This is a genomic window from Arcticibacter sp. MXS-1 (assembly GCF_041902385.1).
In the GTDB taxonomy this organism is placed as follows: Bacteria; Bacteroidota; Bacteroidia; order Sphingobacteriales; family Sphingobacteriaceae; genus Arcticibacter.
On sequence record NZ_CP169244.1, the window covers coordinates 292,167 to 309,212 of the forward strand.

Annotated in this window: 9 protein-coding genes, 1 tRNA gene and 1 pseudogene; 6 read left to right on the plus strand and 5 right to left on the minus strand. The window is 48.8% G+C overall.

Annotated elements, in window-relative coordinates; all coding sequences use genetic code 11:
• The first annotated feature begins 21 nt into the window (after positions 1-21).
• The 3 genes and pseudogenes from ACES2C_RS01120 (at position 22) to ACES2C_RS01130 (ending at position 5,119) form a co-directional block, all read left to right on the plus strand.
• Positions 22-1,884: a glycosyltransferase family 2 protein gene (locus ACES2C_RS01120; protein ID WP_374165190.1), complete on the plus strand. Its 1,863-nt coding sequence runs from the start codon at positions 22-24 to the stop codon at positions 1,882-1,884.
• 149 nt (positions 1,885-2,033) lie between these two features.
• Positions 2,034-2,141, plus strand: a pseudogene (locus ACES2C_RS01125) (hypothetical protein); the annotation flags it as partial.
• A 1,637-nt stretch (positions 2,142-3,778) separates the two neighbouring features.
• The gene (locus tag ACES2C_RS01130) at positions 3,779-5,119 is read left to right on the plus strand and encodes a phage tail sheath family protein (RefSeq protein WP_374165191.1); all 1,341 of its coding nucleotides are present in this window, start codon (positions 3,779-3,781) and stop codon (positions 5,117-5,119) included.
• A gap of 617 nt (positions 5,120-5,736) precedes the next feature.
• Here the strand turns inward: ACES2C_RS01130 and ACES2C_RS01135 are convergent.
• Positions 5,737-5,846: transfer RNA gene (locus ACES2C_RS01135), tRNA-Asp, on the minus strand.
• A 319-nt stretch (positions 5,847-6,165) separates the two neighbouring features.
• Between ACES2C_RS01135 and ACES2C_RS01140 the strand changes: the two genes are divergently transcribed.
• Positions 6,166-7,317 (plus strand): tetratricopeptide repeat protein, encoded by a 1,152-nt coding sequence (locus ACES2C_RS01140; protein WP_374165192.1) that lies wholly within the window; start codon positions 6,166-6,168, stop codon positions 7,315-7,317.
• A 1-nt stretch (position 7,318) separates the two neighbouring features.
• On the opposite strand, the gene ACES2C_RS01145 is transcribed toward ACES2C_RS01140, so the two are convergent.
• Positions 7,319-7,903 carry a riboflavin synthase gene (locus ACES2C_RS01145; RefSeq protein ID WP_374165193.1) on the minus strand — a complete coding sequence of 195 codons (585 nt, stop codon included), beginning with the start codon at positions 7,901-7,903 and terminating at the stop codon, positions 7,319-7,321.
• A gap of 151 nt (positions 7,904-8,054) precedes the next feature.
• On the opposite strand from ACES2C_RS01145, the gene rpoN reads away from it, so the two are divergent.
• A complete protein-coding gene (rpoN, locus tag ACES2C_RS01150) occupies positions 8,055-9,530 on the plus strand; it encodes an RNA polymerase factor sigma-54 (RefSeq protein WP_374165194.1) in 1,476 nt (491 codons plus the stop codon).
• A gap of 325 nt (positions 9,531-9,855) precedes the next feature.
• Positions 9,856-10,890 (plus strand): hypothetical protein, encoded by a 1,035-nt coding sequence (locus tag ACES2C_RS01155; RefSeq protein WP_374165195.1) that lies wholly within the window; start codon positions 9,856-9,858, stop codon positions 10,888-10,890.
• A gap of 428 nt (positions 10,891-11,318) precedes the next feature.
• Here ACES2C_RS01155 and ACES2C_RS01160 read toward each other — a convergent pair whose 3' ends face one another.
• The 3 genes from ACES2C_RS01160 to ACES2C_RS01170 are packed head-to-tail and all read right to left on the minus strand — an operon-like array spanning position 11,319 to position 17,041.
• Positions 11,319-13,919, minus strand: coding sequence for an alpha-amylase family glycosyl hydrolase (locus ACES2C_RS01160; protein WP_374165196.1), 2,601 nt, complete (start codon positions 13,917-13,919; stop codon positions 11,319-11,321).
• A gap of 37 nt (positions 13,920-13,956) precedes the next feature.
• Positions 13,957-15,294, minus strand: coding sequence for an MFS transporter (locus ACES2C_RS01165; protein ID WP_374165197.1), 1,338 nt, complete (start codon positions 15,292-15,294; stop codon positions 13,957-13,959).
• A 22-nt stretch (positions 15,295-15,316) separates the two neighbouring features.
• Complete coding sequence (locus ACES2C_RS01170) at positions 15,317-17,041, minus strand: alpha-amylase family protein (protein WP_374165198.1); 1,725 nt, start codon at positions 17,039-17,041, stop codon at positions 15,317-15,319.
• Positions 17,042-17,046: the final 5 nt, after the last annotated feature.

Below are 17,046 nucleotides of genomic sequence, written 5' to 3' on the forward strand. Positions count from 1 at the left end.
TAAGTTATCTCTTTTTCACCTATGGACAACTTTCACCTAAAACAAGGAATTTCTGTGATCATGCCTGTCTACAATCAGGCATCCTTTATAAACAGGGCCATCCAGAGTCTGAAGGCCCAGACGCTGAGCGACTGGGAGCTGATCATCATCAACGACGGTTCTACCGACAACGTTACTTCCATCATCAGGCCTTACCTCGATGAATCCAACATACGTTATTATGAGAATGTAAAAAACCGCGGCCTGGGTGCCTGCCTCAACTTCGGGATTGAGCATGCCCTGGGCAAGTACATCGCCTACCTGCCGGCGGACGACTTGTACTACAGGGACCACCTGCGCCAGCTGGCCGAAAAGCTGGACGACTCCCATACTGTACTTGCCTACTCAGGAGTGCGGCATCACTACAACCGGACGGCCGATGGCGCGGTGGATGGCTACCCGCTGCAGCTGGTGCAGGTGATGCATAAAAAAAGAGAAGACCGGTGGATGGAACGGGATGAACTGGTGACCGACGACCTCGACCGGATGTTCTGGTCCGGACTTCAGAAGAGGGGGCTTTTCGCCCCTACTCAGCAGATGAGCTGCGAGTGGGTCGATCATCCGCGGCAGCGTCATAAGATCATTCAGGAGCCCGTCGGAGGCATTAATCCCTACAAAGAGTATTACGGAGTGAAACAGCCCCTTCGCTATCACAGCACGGCAGGCAATTATATTGATGAGCTGAGCTACTACGAGCGGTTCAGGGTTAAAAAAGAGCCTAAGCCCCAGCGCGAGGGGCTTAAGATAGTCCTCACCGGAGAGCTGGCCTACAACGCCGAGCGGATCTGCGCGCTGGAAGAGCAGGGCCACAAACTCTACGGACTCTGGATGAAGGAGCCTTACTGGTATAATACCATCGGTCCCCTTCCCTTCGGGCATGTTGAAGATATTCCTTATGAGACCTGGCAGCAGCGGCTGGAGGAGATCAAGCCGGATGTGATCTATGGACTTTTGAACTGGCAGGCCGTGCCGATGGCCCATGAGGTACTGATGCACAGCCGCGGGATTCCGTTTGTCTGGCACTTTAAGGAGGGACCGTTTATCTGCCTGGAGAAAGGCACCTGGAACCAGCTGATCGATCTGTATACCTATTCGGACGGACAGATCTACACGAGCGCGGAGATGCGCGACTGGTTCCTGCAGTTTTTGCCGGGCAAATCGAACCATGTGCTGGTTCTTGACGGCGATCTGCCGAAGAAAGAATGGTTTAAAAACACAATTTCGCCCAGGCTCTCCGATCAGGACGGAGAAATCCATACTGTAGTTCCGGGTCGACCGATCGGCTTGCACCCCCACACTGTGGCAGAAATGGCGGAACATAAGATCCACCTGCATTTTTACGGCGACTTTACGCACGGCCAATGGAAACAGTGGATTGAAAAGACCCACAAGATGGCACCCGGCTACCTGCATACTCATGCTAACGTAACACAGGAAAACTGGGTAAAGGAGTTTTCGCAGTACGACGCAGGATGGCTCCATTTCTTTAGCAGCGAGAACCAGGGCGAACTGATGAGGGCAAACTGGGACGACCTGAACTATCCGGCAAGGATGGCAACGCTGGCAGCAGCAGGGCTCCCCATGCTTCAGCGCGACAATACCGGACATATCGTTGCTACACAATCTATTGTGAAGAAACATGAATTAGGAATCTTCTTCAGTTCAATGGAGGACCTGGCGGCACAGCTACGGGACAAAGAAAATCTGGAACGCATTCGCAAGAATGTATGGGACAAGCGCCTTGCCTTTTCGTTTGATTACCATGTAAACACACTGACGTCCTTCTTCAGGCAGGTTATAGAAAGCAAAGCGGCCGGCGAGTCATCGAAAAAAGCAAGTGCATAGTGAGATGGGGGCTGGATCAAAATTTGGGAACTAGTGCAAAATCTGGGATCTGGTGCAGAGATGCGGGATTTGGTGCAAAATGTGAGTTCATGCTCACCGGGGCACTCACATGCAAAGTGCATCAATAAAACTGCTTCGACTACTTCGACAATCGAAGCACCAATGCATCAGCTGAATCTTTCAATGCTAAAATCAAAGCTCTGCGAAGCCAGTTCAGAGGCGTGGGAACGCCAGCTTCTCCATGGATCGCTTGCTGAAAATCTGCTTAATTATTTATCCCGCAACTTTTCCGCCTGATCCCCTTGATCCAGTAAAACCTTTTATGAATGAAGCCCGGAAGGGAGATAAAAGCATAACGAGCGAGCTTGTGGGTACTGAAAAACAAAATGTAGTTAAATAAAAAAAGCTCCCGATGGGCGAGAGCTCAAACTAACCAATTATAAACCTAAATTATATGAAAGGAGCTGTAGGAGAAGGAGTCGAACCTTCATGGAGAAAAAAGAATTTTTGATTCTCCGCCGCCGTTTTGAGGAGGTGTGTTTTCCGTTTCACCACCCTACAGTATGTTATCTCTTAAAGAACTATGGTACAAAGATAAGGCGCGGAAATATAATTTGCAAATATTTTAATAAAAAAAGTAAAACGTTGCATTTCCGGCAACGTTGCCGGAGCTTCAGTAACGAATTAGCAACAATTCTAATACACTCCTCCCATAGAGGTATAATTCGCTGTATAACTGCACAATTTGAGGTTTTGGGCAGGGTTGCCTGACAATCAGAGAACCACATCCTCCCACCCTAAAGTATCGCATTAATTTCGATCTTTTAGGGCAATAGCCAGCCACAATGATTAAGCCAAAAGGGTCCAAATCATTCTGGTGGGGTGTAAATTTCGATTCTGGTCGGGTTAGGAGCGCGCCACAATGATTAAGCCAAAAGGGTCCAAATCATTCTGGTAGGGTGTAAATTTCGATTCTGGTCGGGTTGGAGCTTGCCACAATGATTAAGCCAAAAGGGTCCAAATCATTCTGGTGGGGTGTAAATTTCGATTCTGGTCGGGTTAGGAGCTCGCCACAAGGATTAAGCCAAAAGGGTCCAAATCATTCTGGTAGGGTGTAAATTTCGATTCTGGTCGGGTTAGGAGCTCGCCACAAGGATTAAGCCAAAGAGGCCTAAATCATTCTGGTGGGGTGTAAATTTCGATTCTGGTCGGGTTAGGAGCTGGCCACAAGGATTAAGCCAAAAGGGTCCAAATCATTCTGGTGGGGTGTAAATTTTGATTCTGGTCGGGTTAGGGTGCGCCACAAGGATTAAGCCAAAGAGGCCTAAATCATTCTGGTGGGGTGCAAATTTTGATTCTGGTCGGGTTAGGAGCGCACCACAATGATTAAGCCAAAGAGGCCTAAATCATTCTGGTGGGGTGTAAATTTCGATTCTGGTCGGGTTTGGAGCTCGCCACAAGGATTACGCCAAAAGGGTCTAAAACATTCTGGTAGGGTGTAAATTTCGATTCTGGTCGGGTTTGGGCGGGCCACAAGGATTAAGCCAAAAGACCCTAAATCATTCTGGTGGGGTGTAAATTTCGATTCTGGTCGGGTTTGGGCTGGCCACAAGGATTACGCCAAAGGACCCTAAATCATTCTGGTAGGGTGTAAATTTCGATTCTGGTCGGGTTAGGAGGGCGGCACAATGATTAAGCCAAAAGGGTCTAAAACATTCTGGTTGGGTGTAAATTTCGATTCTGGTCGGGTTTGGGAGCCCGCCACAATAATTAAGCGCTTGACGGACTGGACTTTACTCCTTATATTCACATAAGGATCAGTGGCGAACCTAAATAAAGAGCAGAACCAGGCGATCCTGAGTCCTTTGGTGTGGAGAATTAATCAATATCGAATATGGCTCGTACCTACAAGTCGCCAGGAGCTTACGTTGAGGAGATTGCAAACCCTCAGGCTGAGGCACTCGCTCTTGAAACAACAGTTCCTGCTTTTATCGGCTATACAGATAAGGGCGTTGAGAAATTAACATTTCGAAAGATTGTATCGCTCAAGGAGTTTCAGGAGCACTATTGCGAACCGGATAAGAAAGCGGGGCACTTCAATACCGCGGGACAGAGAATCACCCGCGACTTGTTGAAGAACGAGCTCTACTATCACATGAAGCTTTATTTTGCCAACGGAGGCAGTGCATGTTATGTACTATCGCTGGGAAGGAGAGCAAAGGACTCGCGGGGAAGCAAGGATGATTTTCTCGAAGGACTGGCCATGCTGGCTGCCGAAGACGAACCCACTCTGCTCGTGATGCCGGAGCTTACACGACTCGACTTCCGTGATTGCATGGAAGTATATCAGGCGGCTCTTGCCCAGGCTGCTGCAAAGCTGAACCGGTTCGTCATTCTGGATGTACCAGAGGGATCTGATGCCCTACGCGCCTTCCGGGAAGGAATCGGAAGCAACAACCTGAGCTATGGTGCCGCATATTATCCCTACCTGCAGATCGCGGTTTCCGAAGACGATCGCGAGGACTCGTCTTTTAACGCCAGCATTGATCAGGCCCAGAAAGACAAAGGCTTCAAAACGCCGTACAGATTAAAACACGGCCAGAACGACACGGGGGACAGAAGATCGATAAAAATCACCTCCCCGCCTGTGCTGACTCTACCGCCCGGCGCTGCTATTGCGGCCATCTACTGCCATACAGACAAGACAAGGGGGATATGGAAAGCTCCTGCCAATGTAAGCCTGCAGGGCGTGCTGGCGCTTGACCGTAACCTATCAGCGGAGGAACAGGCAGAGCTTGGTGCAGACGCGACCGGTGGAAAGGCAATCAATCTGATCAGAAGTTTTCCCGGCAAAGGCATCCTCGTGTGGGGAGCAAGAACCTTAGACGGCCCTGGCAGCGAATGGAAGCACGTCAACGTAAGAAGACTGTGCGGCTTTGTTGAGAAATCGCTAACGAAGACCCTGGCAGGGTTTGTATTTGAACCAAATGAAAAGAATACCTGGCTGAGGGTTACCACCATGGCGGAGAACTTCCTTGCCGCGCTATGGCGGCAGGGGGCGCTTGTCGGCCTGAAACCTGAAGAGGCCTTTTTTGTAAAAACGGGCCTGGGCTCAACGATGACTCCGGAGGACGTAAAAAAGGGACTTATCATTGTCATGATTGGCCTCGCCGTGCTCCGGCCCGCGGAGTTCCTTATTATTCGCTTTTCGCAGAAGATACAAGCAGGTTTGTGAGTTAAAAAACCGCGCTTTTGAAAGTGAAAACCATGCAAACATCGGCCTGGCGCCCTTCTGGATGACACCGAAAGCCCATAGTAAGACGAAAATTAAAGAGGCAAGGGTAACGACAACCGGCAACCTGACACTTCCAAATAGAGAATAAATGTAATTTAGCTTCTCGTGGCAGGCAGGCAAGAATGATCGATGTGTTTGGATTAAAAGATTCTTTGGCGATCAGAACTCATTAAGTGAGAGAAGTGAAAGAACAAGGAGATATTCAGTCTGCTTTTGCATCCGGGCAAACAAAAGGATAATTTTAGCGGAGTTCGGTGAACCTGGGAGCCTCTACGGAACTCAACTTCTCCGAATGCAGCAAGTTCCATCCTTCCAGACCAGTCAGTAAGTACAGACTACTGAAAATTACTTAAGCAACCTTATATGATTCTCGAGATGGTAACAGGCTGACGCCGGAAACATAAATTAGTTAAAGATCGGCGATTCTGAATTCGGCTACCGCCTCTGGTTCAGACTACAAGAAAACACCTCCTATCAAAATTCAAATAAAAAAATAAAGCTCCCGATGGGCAGGAGCTCAAACTAACCAATTATAAACCTAAATTATATGAAAGGAGCTGTAGGGGAAGGAGTCGAACCTTCAAGGAGTGGTTAGCCCATTGCTGGATTTCCCATAATCTCCGCCACCGAGACAAGGAGGTGTGTCTGCCAATTTCACCACCCTACAGTATTTAAAAGAACCTCTTGAAGAACTTGTTGATACAAAGATAACACAGCATGCTTTATTTTGCAAATATCCCAACAAATAATATTAACTTTTATTATTATCTTATTATTTCGCCCTTTTTTTGAGGATCATCAAAAAACGACACCTGAAATAAATATTTTATTAACATTTTATTAATGAGCAATCTAGCCTAAACGCTCCTTCCCCCCTGCTTTTTTGATCCTTTCTGCCCCCACCCCTTAGCCTGGAAGAAAAGAATACACGAAGAGCCTTGCTTAATAACTAATCTTTTAGTTATCTTTACTAAAGCCAATATCGTATGAGACCTCATATCCTCCTTTCCATTGTGCTCTCCCTCTTTTGCAGCAGGATGGCGGCACAGACAACCGGCGATAATAATGCCGAGAAGCTACTCGACCTGATGCAAACCCAGCGTTATAAAGAAGCATCGCAACTGATTGAAACAGAATATCCGAAGCCTCTGTCCGACAAACTTCTCCTGCGCCTTGCATATTGCTACTATATGGCCGGGAACCTGCCGGAAGCAGAAAAACATTATACTGTCCTTTATGAAAAAGACACTGCGAATGTCTCGCTGCTCAGCAGTCTGGCAAATCTGCAGCTAAAGAGGGGAAACTACAAGGCAGCTATGGGCTACCTGAGCAAGAGTTTGAAAGCCGACAGCACGAACTTTTCGACCTGGAAGCAGCTGGGGCAGATCGGACAAATTGTAGAGGACAGTCTCACCGCCCGCTATCTCGAAAGAGCAAACTCATTGAACAGGGAGGATCCGGATGTTGCATATGATCTCAGCACAATTTATACTACCAGGCGGAAGTATGCCGAGGCTGGAGTGGTGCTGGCTAACGCACTTCAGGCAGACTCGAGCAACATGATGCTGCTCAGAGCGAAGGCGAAGCTTGCATATGCCATGGACGAATGGCAGGAACTGATCAGGGTATGCGCTTCACTGGCAAAGCTGGGAGACGAGTCGGTCGGATTAAGCAGCTGGCTGGGCGAAGCCTACTATCAGACCAAACAATACAAAAAGTGCATTGAAACCTTTGCCGTTCTTGAAGAGAAAGGACTTGAAAAGGAAAGCGCCCTTTACTTTACGGCCAAGAGCTATAAAAACCTGCGGGACCAGAATAATGCCATCAGGTATTTCAGGAAGACGATCGCTGCCTCCATGTCGCCCAATGTGGGCAACTACTTCACGGAAATTGGCGACTCCCAGGAAAAGCTGCAGCAATCACGCAATGCCTTGAAATCGTATCAGAAGAGCCTGGACTACGACGAGAGCTCTTTCACCTATTACCTTATTGCCAATTTGTATGATCAGAAGATAAAAGACCGCACAAAGGCTGCCCTGTACTATAGAAAGTTCCTGAAAACTGCTACCCGCACTACGCCGGGAAACAATGCATACGTTGAATATGCAAAATTGCGACTGGGCGAAATCAGTAAGTGATCTATTTGCCCAGCAGACGGGCAACGTATTTACCAATGATGTCGAACTCAAGGTTCACGACGGTCCCCTCTTTGATGGTCTTAAAGTTGGTGTGTTCGTGCGTATAGGGAATAATAGCCACGGAGAAGCGGTCTTCCTGTGAATCAACGACCGTGAGGCTCACTCCGTTAACAGTGATGGAGCCCTTCTCCACCGTAACGTTCCCTTTGGAGGCGTCGTAGGAGAAGGTGTAAAGCCAGCTCCCGTCCATCTCCTGCACGGCAGTACATTGAGCCGTCTGATCAACGTGTCCCTGAACAATATGGCCGTCGAGGCGACCGTTCAGCTGCATACAGCGCTCAAGGTTAATCAGGCTGCCCACTTCAAGCTGCCCGAGACTGGATTTGCTAAGCGTCTCTTCAATAGCAGTGACGGTGTGGCTGTTTTCGTTCAGAGCAACAACGGTAAGACATACTCCATTGTGGGCGACGGACTGGTCGATCTTCAACTCTCCTGCAATTCCGGAGGAGACGGTAATATGCAGGTTGCCGCCTTCGTGACGCAGCGCCGTTACTTCACCCAGAGTCTCAATAATTCCTGTAAACATGCTGCGAATTTACACAATTTCTGTCGCCGGAGTAAGTTTCGGAAGGTAGCCAAAACCTAGCGATACAAATTGTGTTACATGATTGTTAAGAGTTAAAAAAGGGGAAAATTCCGCCATATAGATTATAATCCGTAATTTTGGCATAACATTTATGTTAAAACAGAACCTACAACAAAAGTTACTTCAAAAACTGTCTCCTCAGCAGATTCAGTTCATTAAGCTATTGCAAGTTCCTACCGTGTCGCTCGATGCGAGAATCAAAGAAGAGCTCGAGGAGAATCCGGCATTGGAGGACCTGAGTCTGGCCAACATGAACGAGCCGCTTGAGCAGTATCCGGATAAGGATCCTGACGAAAGCAACTATGAAAATGAAGAGGGAGGCGAAAATACCGATGAGTTTAACATAGACGATTATCTGCAGGAGGATAATGTCAATGATTACGGATCGAAGTATGACCAGAATGGCGACGACGAGGAAGACCGCAAAGAAATTCCTTTTGCTGTTCAGAGTTCTTTTTACGAAAACCTGCAGCAGCAGCTTGACCTCATCCCCTTATCAGATAAAGATTTCCAGATCGGGCAGCAGATCATTGGAAGTTTAGACGATGACGGATACCTCAGGCGATCTATCACCTCTTTGATCGACGACCTTGCTTTCTCTCAAAACGTGTTTGCAGAGGAAGAAGAGGTTGAAGAAATGCTGAAAGTGATTCAGGGATTTGAGCCGGCAGGAGTAGGAGCGCGCGACCTGCAGGAATGTCTTTTGATCCAGCTGCGCAAGAAAGATGCTTCGAACCCGGTGATACAGAAAGCCATCAGGATTGTTGAACATTACCTGGAGGAGTTCACCCGCAAGCATTACGATAAGCTGGAAAGGGTGTTAGGCGTCACATCGGAAGAACTCAGAGATGCGGTGAACGAGATCCTGAAGCTGAATCCGAAGCCGGGGGACTCGAGTGAAGTGAGCACAAAGCAAATGCAGGTGATTCCTGACTTTCACATCGCCAATAACGACGGAGTACTCGTCTTGACTCTGAACGCGCAAAACGCGCCTGAACTGCGCGTAAGCCGCTCTTACCAGGAAATGTTTGAGCACTACGACAAGGCCTCGCAGAAGGATAAAAAACTCAAGGAGGCGGTTCAGTTCGTCAAGCAAAAGCTTGACTCGGCCAAGTGGTTCATCGACGCCATCAAACAGAGGCAGCAGACGCTTTTGAAGACAATGAATGCGATCATGCACTACCAGTACGACTACTTTCTGACAGGCGATGAGCGCAACCTGCGTCCCATGATCCTGAAGGACATTGCCGACAAGATCGGGATGGACATCTCGACGGTATCACGTGTGGCGAACTCAAAGTATGTGCAAACGGAATTCGGAACCTTTTTACTCAAGTCGTTCTTTTCTGAAGCGATCCAGACGGAAAGCGGCGAGGAAGTTTCGAACAAGGAGGTGAAGAAGATATTAGAAGAGTGCATCGGCAAGGAAGATAAACGGCATCCGTTAGCCGATGAAAAGCTTGCCGAGATCCTCAAGGAAAAAGGCTATAATATTGCCCGCAGAACGGTAGCAAAATACCGGGAAGCAATGAATATACCGGTAGCAAGGCTCCGGAAAGAACTTTAAGAGGGCTGATCGCCTTAGCAAATAGTGAATATTTAAAGTAATGGAGAGCTCCTGCGTAAATGCCGCACGAGCTCTCTTGCTTTGGTAAGCTTGTTATGCGTCACTGCATCTCCTTAGTGCATAAACGCAATTTCATAAATTCAAGAACGTCAAGCATCCTTTCTAGCTGATACCGACTAATTGGATTCAGTTACACTCCCTGAGCGTAGAAAACAATATCAGTCTAATCTACAGCCTTTTAACAAATAACTTTAAAAAGCTATCGCACTTCTGTAACCATAAACCTTCCATTCCCGTAGAAATGCGAAATAAATCACAAATATTAATGAAAACTTATCTACGTTTTAGGACCAGTGCCTTGATCTGTGCAGTGGCAGCTATTAGTTTTTCTTCTTGCCAAAAAGGCGACACGGGAGAGCAAGGCCCAAAGGGTGAACAGGGGGTTCAGGGACAAACTGGGTCACAGGGAATCCAAGGTGTGGCAGGACTAAATGGAAAGACAATTCTTTCCGGAACAACCGCTCCTGATGCTGCGGTAGGAACGATCGGCGACTTTTTCCTGAATCTACAAGCTTCAGAGCTTTACGGGCCTAAGACTGATAAGGGCTGGGGCCCATCAATCAGTATCAAAGGCATGAATGGAACGAACGGCACCGACGGTAAAGACGGGGTTAATGGTCAAAATGGGACAGATGGCAAAAATGGCATCGACGGTAAAAACGGTTCTCAACTACTAAGCGGTTTTAGTGTACCAGAAGCAACTTTAGGAGTTGAAGGAGATTACTACATCGACAAGCAAACAGCCGACATGTATGGACCAAAAACTTCCTCGGGTTGGGGTACTCCTGTAAATTTCGCAGGAGCAGCGGCCAAAGGAGTACAAGCGTACATCATAAAAGGCCGTAAGTTCAATAACGTAACTTTCGATGGCAACTATACCCAATTAGCGTATGTATCCGGCGCTATCAGCCTAGGGGACAAGTTCATGAATTTAGGAGATGAAAGTATCGCTTTCTTTTATATCAGGGCTTCCAATTACCCTAATGCGCAATGGCATGCCGTCGACGAGGATTTTGACAACCTTGGACCGTTTGGACCTCGGAGGATGATTTTAGTTGGTAACACAGATGGGAGTAGCGATCCAGATCACCCCGCTCTTCATCTTGATCAATACTACAGAACGAATGACGTTATTACTCTGGCAGGTCTCTCATATTATTTAAGTGCCGATCAACTTAGCCGGGGGATAGACGTTCGAATTGTCCTTCTTAATGCATCCTCGGTTCAGTTACTAGAAACTGCTAAAGTTGATATCAAGGACTTCGCTGCGGTTCAGAGAGCATTGAATATCACCAAATAAGATCAGAAAAAATGCGTCCATGAACTTATTCTTTCTGATCTTATAAAAGAATCTCATTAATTCATGGCGTTCCTGAGGTTCCCTTCAGGATATAAAAAGAGGCCGTATCATTGACGAAATGATCGGCCTCTTTTTTATTCCATGAACTTTTCAGCTTTCTTAAGATTATTGATCGGGCGGATGGTAATATGGCGTGCAGGTATCAGCTCATACAGGCTGGGCGGGAGCGCCATGAGCTAGTCCTGCTGAAGGGCTTGAAAACAGGTTTTCTCACTGCATATTCGACTACCTCTATGACTTAAATAAAAGAAATCAGAATATTAATACAAATAAAGACCATTCAAATCGCCTTTATTCAGATCTGTAAATTCCTGAATATAAAACGAGGGTGACCATGATTTACGATACACCCTCGTTACAGGGATGTCCTAATGCTGTAGCGGACTGCTGCTGAAAAGATGAAACTCACCAGGCGCGAGAGTAGATCGATATGCCCCGCCTGAAACAGTTATGCTCTGCCCTGAAAAGTAATCGGTCCAGTCTCCTCCTTGCGGGAATGTGATGCTTGCTGATTGTGGAGAAACATCAAAATTACCTACCACCACTACATTCTGACCGGCGCTCTTCAATACGATGTACTTAATAGCCGAGTTCACTGAATACTGGAAATCCGTACTGGCGAACACGGCGTTGTTCTTTTTCAGTTTGATCAGCATCGAATAGACGCTATACAGGTGTCTGCGTTGAGTATTGCTGTAATAGTTCCAGAGGATAGGCTTCTCCCCTGTCCGTCCGTTCTCATTAATTGACTTATCATAGCCCAGCTCTCCGAACTGCCAGATCATTTTAGGACCGGGGATGGAGAAAAAGAAGGCTGCTGCCAGCTCCTGACGCTTAAGTGCGGTAGCCAGGTCTTTCACATTATAGCTGCCACTGGAATTACCGTAACTCAGGTTTTTGAACATAAGCCGTTCCTCATCATGGCTTTCCATATAGGTCACCAGATTATCGGCCTTATTGAATCCGTGCGTGCCATAGAAGGCGCGCGACAGGTCTGAGTTCTGCACATAGCCCATGGTACCTTCATTGAAATTATGATTGAGGTTGTTCCAGAGCATCATACCTTCGGCAGCCAGCTCTTGCTCTTCCTGGTCGGCCGCGAAATGCTCAAGTATGACATAGAGTCCGGGGTCCACCGACCTGATGTACTGATTATACTCTTTCCAGATGGCTACGCGACTGGCATCGTAGGCACTCCATGCGTTCACATTGGCGTCGGACGTGCCTGTATTCTTCTGCGTAAATCCTTTGGAAAGATCAAAACGAAATCCGTCAACCTTGTATTCCTCTGCCCAGAAGCGCAGCACGTTCTTCACGAAGCGCTTGGTAGCCGCACTTTCATGATTAAAGTCGTGCCCCACATTATAGGGGTGTTTGGCCTCGGCATTGAACCAGGGGCTCCCGGAAGACGGCTTTCCAGCTGCCTGATCGAAATACAACTGCACCATGGGCGACTGGCCGAAGGAGTGGTTCAGCACCATGTCCATGATGACGGCTATTCCCTTTGCATGGCATCCGTCGATCACTTCCTGCAACGCGCGTTTGGTGCCATAATATTTATCGGGAGCGAAGTAAAATGAAGGATTATAGCCCCAGCTGGAATTCCCTTCAAACTCCGTAACCGGAAGCAGCTCAATAGCGTTCACTCCCAGCCGCGACAAGTAGTTGAGGGTATCGCGCAGCGTGTTGTAGTTGTGAGCGGCGAGGAAATCGCGCAGATGGAGCTCATAGATCACCAGGTCTTTTTTCTGCGGCCGCTCAAAGCTGCCTGATTTCCACTGATAGGGGGCTGCGTTGGCCTGCATGACACTGACTATACCGGTGGTCTTACCTGTAGGGTAAGCCTTTAGTGAGGGATAGGTACCTGCCGGAACAGAAGGGTCGTTCTGAGGGTCGAGCACCTTCTCGCAATAAGGATCCGCTACCCGGATGGTTCCGTCTACCCAGTACTGGTAGGCATATTCCCTTGCAGGATCCAGATTGTCGATCTGCACCCACCATGTTCCGTCTGCGGCACGTTTCATAAAGGCACCGGACTCCGCCTTCCAGTCGTTAAAATCGCCCAGCACATAGGCGAACTTCTTTCCGGGAGCATAGAGCGCGAAAATGGCTGAACGTCCGCCGTTAGTGAACGTTACGCCTTCCCTCGCCCCTGCAGGAAGCGGAGCCTCCTGAACGGCCTGATTCACCACGAAGGAGTACACAGCTTCAGCGGTAGAGCCGCCGCCGCTTGCAGTCACTTTAATCTCCTGAGCGCCCGCACCAGTGACGCTTACTTTCCCCGAGACCGAAGTAGCTGATTTAGCCGTAGCGAACGAATTGCCGTTATAGGACAGGCTGAGGTCTGCGGCTGAGGAGGCCACTGCCGTGACATAGACCTCCTGACCTATGCTCTGTACCTGCACTGCCGGCACGGGGATATAGCACGGCTCAAACTCAGGCGAAACGAAGCGCACCTGCAGCTTGCCCGATGCGGCAACAGGCATATAAATGTCGGAGTTGTCCTTATTCCTCGCGACCCGGCTGCCGTCGGCATTTCGGAATAGCATGGCTATATAGAGGATCTTCTCGCCTGACGGTACATTGAAAAAGGCGGAGGGATTGAACGATATCCGATACTTGTCGGCACCAAGCGACGTCATTTTAGAAACCGGATCCGGCTGGCTGAACGAGGGACTCTTCACATATTTCCAATCGGACGGCCCTGCGCTCTTGTCGGTAATAACACCCGCATAGAGGTAAACATCGCCGGCGAATCCTTTCAGCGCTTCGTTGCCTTTTGAGGCATCAAAGGTGATGGCGATGTTCTCACCCGCCGAAGGAAAATAGGGCGACCAGGTTAAGAGGCCGGCCACGGTATCTGATGACGGGTCTGGTCCCGGAGTTCCTGTGTCATCGTCCGAATTATGCTTCCTGCAAGACATAACAAGCAAGAAGGGCAGCAGCAACAATAACGCGCTTCTTTTCATACGATAGTTATAATTGGTTAATAAAAGCAGGCAGTCGCTACTGCTTGCTGTCTTTTACATAAAGCACGGAGAGAGCCCCGAGCAGCATGAGTACCCCTGCCATAACGATGGAGAAGATAGCCTGCCCATGGAAGAGCTGCTTCACGATCATTCCTCCGAAAAATCCGTTGACGATCTGTGGGAAGGTGATAAAGAAGTTGAAGATGCCCATATAAACACCCATTTTCCTTGCAGGAATGGAGCCCGACAGAATGGCGTAGGGCATGGCGAGGATACTTCCCCAGGCAAGGCCAATACCGATCATGGAGAAGATGAGCAGCTTAGGGTCCTGGATGAAATAAATGGAGAGCAACCCGATTCCGCCGGCGGTAAGGGAAAATGCATGGGCTATTTTGCGGCTTGTTTTCCTGGCTATTGCCGGAAGCATGAGCGCATAGATGGCTGAAACCCCGTTGTATATTCCAAAAAGAAGACTTACCCAGTTGGCGGCATCAGCAAAAGCAACGGAGGAGGTGTCGCCCGGCGCCACTTTATACACGTGTTCGGCTACCGCAGGAGTGGTGAATACCCACATGGAGAACAGAGCGAACCAGGAGAAGAACTGAACGAGACCGAGCTGCCGCATGGTGAGGGGCATTTTGGAGAAATCGGTAAAGATGCTCAGGATCCCTTTCTGCTCGTCTGCCTCCTCATCTTCCGGGTAAAACTTCGCCCGCTCTTCCGGCGAATACTCCTTGGTGGAGACGACTGTCCATAGTAAGGCTGCGGCCAGCACAAACGCCCCTACATAGAAGGAATAGATCACGTTATCAGGAACATGGCCCGGGGCTGCCGTTTTAGACACCCCAAGGTACTCAGAGAAAATATAGGGGAGCCATGACCCTAAGACGGCGCCTGCCCCAATGAGGAAGGTCTGAACGGAGAAACCTACACTACGCTGGCTGTCAGGAAGATTATCGGCTACCAGAGCCCGGAAGGGCTCCATGGCAACATTAAAGGAGGCATCCATGATCATGAGCATGCCGGCGCCTACCAGAATGGGCGGAAGCAGGTAAGCCAGCACAGCAGAATTGGGCATGAAGATGAGCGCAAGGGCGGCCAGAAGTGCTCCGGTAAGGAAGTATGGCCTTCTGCGGCCAAACCTGTTCCAGGTACGATCGCTATAGTGGCCGATGATGGGCTGCACGATCATGCCCGTGATAGGGGCAGCGAGCCAAAAAAGCGACAGATGCTCTACATCTGCACCAAAAGTCTGAAGTATGCGGGAGGCGTTGCCGTTCTGAAGGGCGAATCCGAACTGAATGCCAAAAAACCCGAAACTCATGTTCCATATCTGCCAGAACGAAAGCCGTGGCTTCTCTACAGGAATGTTCATATATGGTTAATTTACGTGTACTCTAAAATTTATAAATGGCAGCTCCCGAAGGCAGCACATCAACCGGAATTCCTTCAGTCAGCTTCACAGCAGAGACCTTCTCTCCCGTAAGCACCTGTATCGGCTCCACATCCGAGTCTGCCTTCAACTTCAAAGCGGGCAGCACCTGCTGAGGGATGACCAGCTTTGTTTTAAGCTGCTTCTTCCGGTCGAAATTGACCACGATCAGCAGACGCTCCTTTGTGGTATACCTAAGGTACGCATAGGTCTTCTTATTGAAGCCTTTCTGGTTGTTTAATTCGAAGAACTTCCCTTTATGCACCGCCTCGCTTGACGCGGAGAAGTTGAGAAGAGCGCTATAGAACGACCTTAGCTTTTTCTGATCTTCCGACAAGAGAGCGCCATCGAATGCACCTTTGTTCATCCATTTCTGGTGCTCAGGAACACCCCAGTAATCGAAGATGGTAGTGCGGTTATCTTCAGTACCAAACCCTTCATTGCCTTTTCCCGGCTCTCCGACTTCCTGACCAAAATAAATCATAACGGGGCCTCCCGACAGGGTTGCAGAAACGACCATGGCGGGTACAGCCAGCCAGGGATTTCCGGCGAAGCCAGAAGAGGCAATCCTTTCCTCGTCATGATTCTCGAGAAAGCGAAGCATCCTCGATGAAAAGTTTTTGCTTTCTACGCCGGCGACATAGCTGATATCTCTTACATCTGCCTTAGGTTCATTTCTGATCAGCCTTTTCAAGCCGTCATAAAGGCCTACTTTATCGTAAAGATAGTCGAACTTGCCCGTGGTGAGGTACTTCCGGTATTGCTTGGGATCGTAGGCTTCAGCAAGAAAGACAATACCGGGCTTCTTTTCCTTCACCTGGGGGATCACCCAATGCCAGAACTCAACGGGCACCATCTCCGCCACATCGCAGCGGAATCCGTCAACGTCTTTGGAAGCCCAGAAGAGCAGGATGTCTCTCATCTTCTCCCAAACAGGCGGGATCGGATCAAAGTGCTTCTTTTCTCCGTTCTGATAATCGACGCCATAGTTCAGCTTAATGGTTTCGAACCAGTCATTAACCGAGGGATCTGCAGCGAATACGTTGTTGCCTGTTGCTTTTGCCGGCCGCTCATTAAACCTGCCGTCCTTCAGCTGGGTACTGAACCCGTCGCCTCCGGCATTAACACCTTTGGGCACGGTAAAGGACTTCCCGGGGATATAATAAAAGTCATTGCGCGGATCAAACGCCTTTGCCTTATTGTCCTCCTCGCCAAAGTCTTTGACCCCGGCAGGCCGCGCATCAGAGTGATAGGTTCGTGCAACATGGTTAGGTACAAAGTCGATCAGCACTTTCAGCTGATGCTTGTGCGTCCGCGCTACCAGGTCCCCGAACTCCTTCATTCTGTCCTTCACATTAACGGCCAGATCAGGGTCTACATCGTAATAGTCTTTGATGGCATAAGGAGAGCCTGCCCTGCCCTTCACTACATCGGGATCGTCGTTCTTAATGCCATAAGCGGAATAATCCGTCATGGTGGCATGCTCGATCACTCCGGTATACCACACGTGAGAAACGCCAAGTTTCTTCAGCTCATCGAGCGCTTTATCGGAGATATCGCTAAACTTTCCACAGCCATTCTCCTGAAGAGAGCCGTAATGTTTGTTTGTACTATTCTGGTTGCCAAAGAGGCGCACCAGCATCTGATAGACAACTACTTTACGATCGCTGCCGGCACTGGATGAACTCATATTGC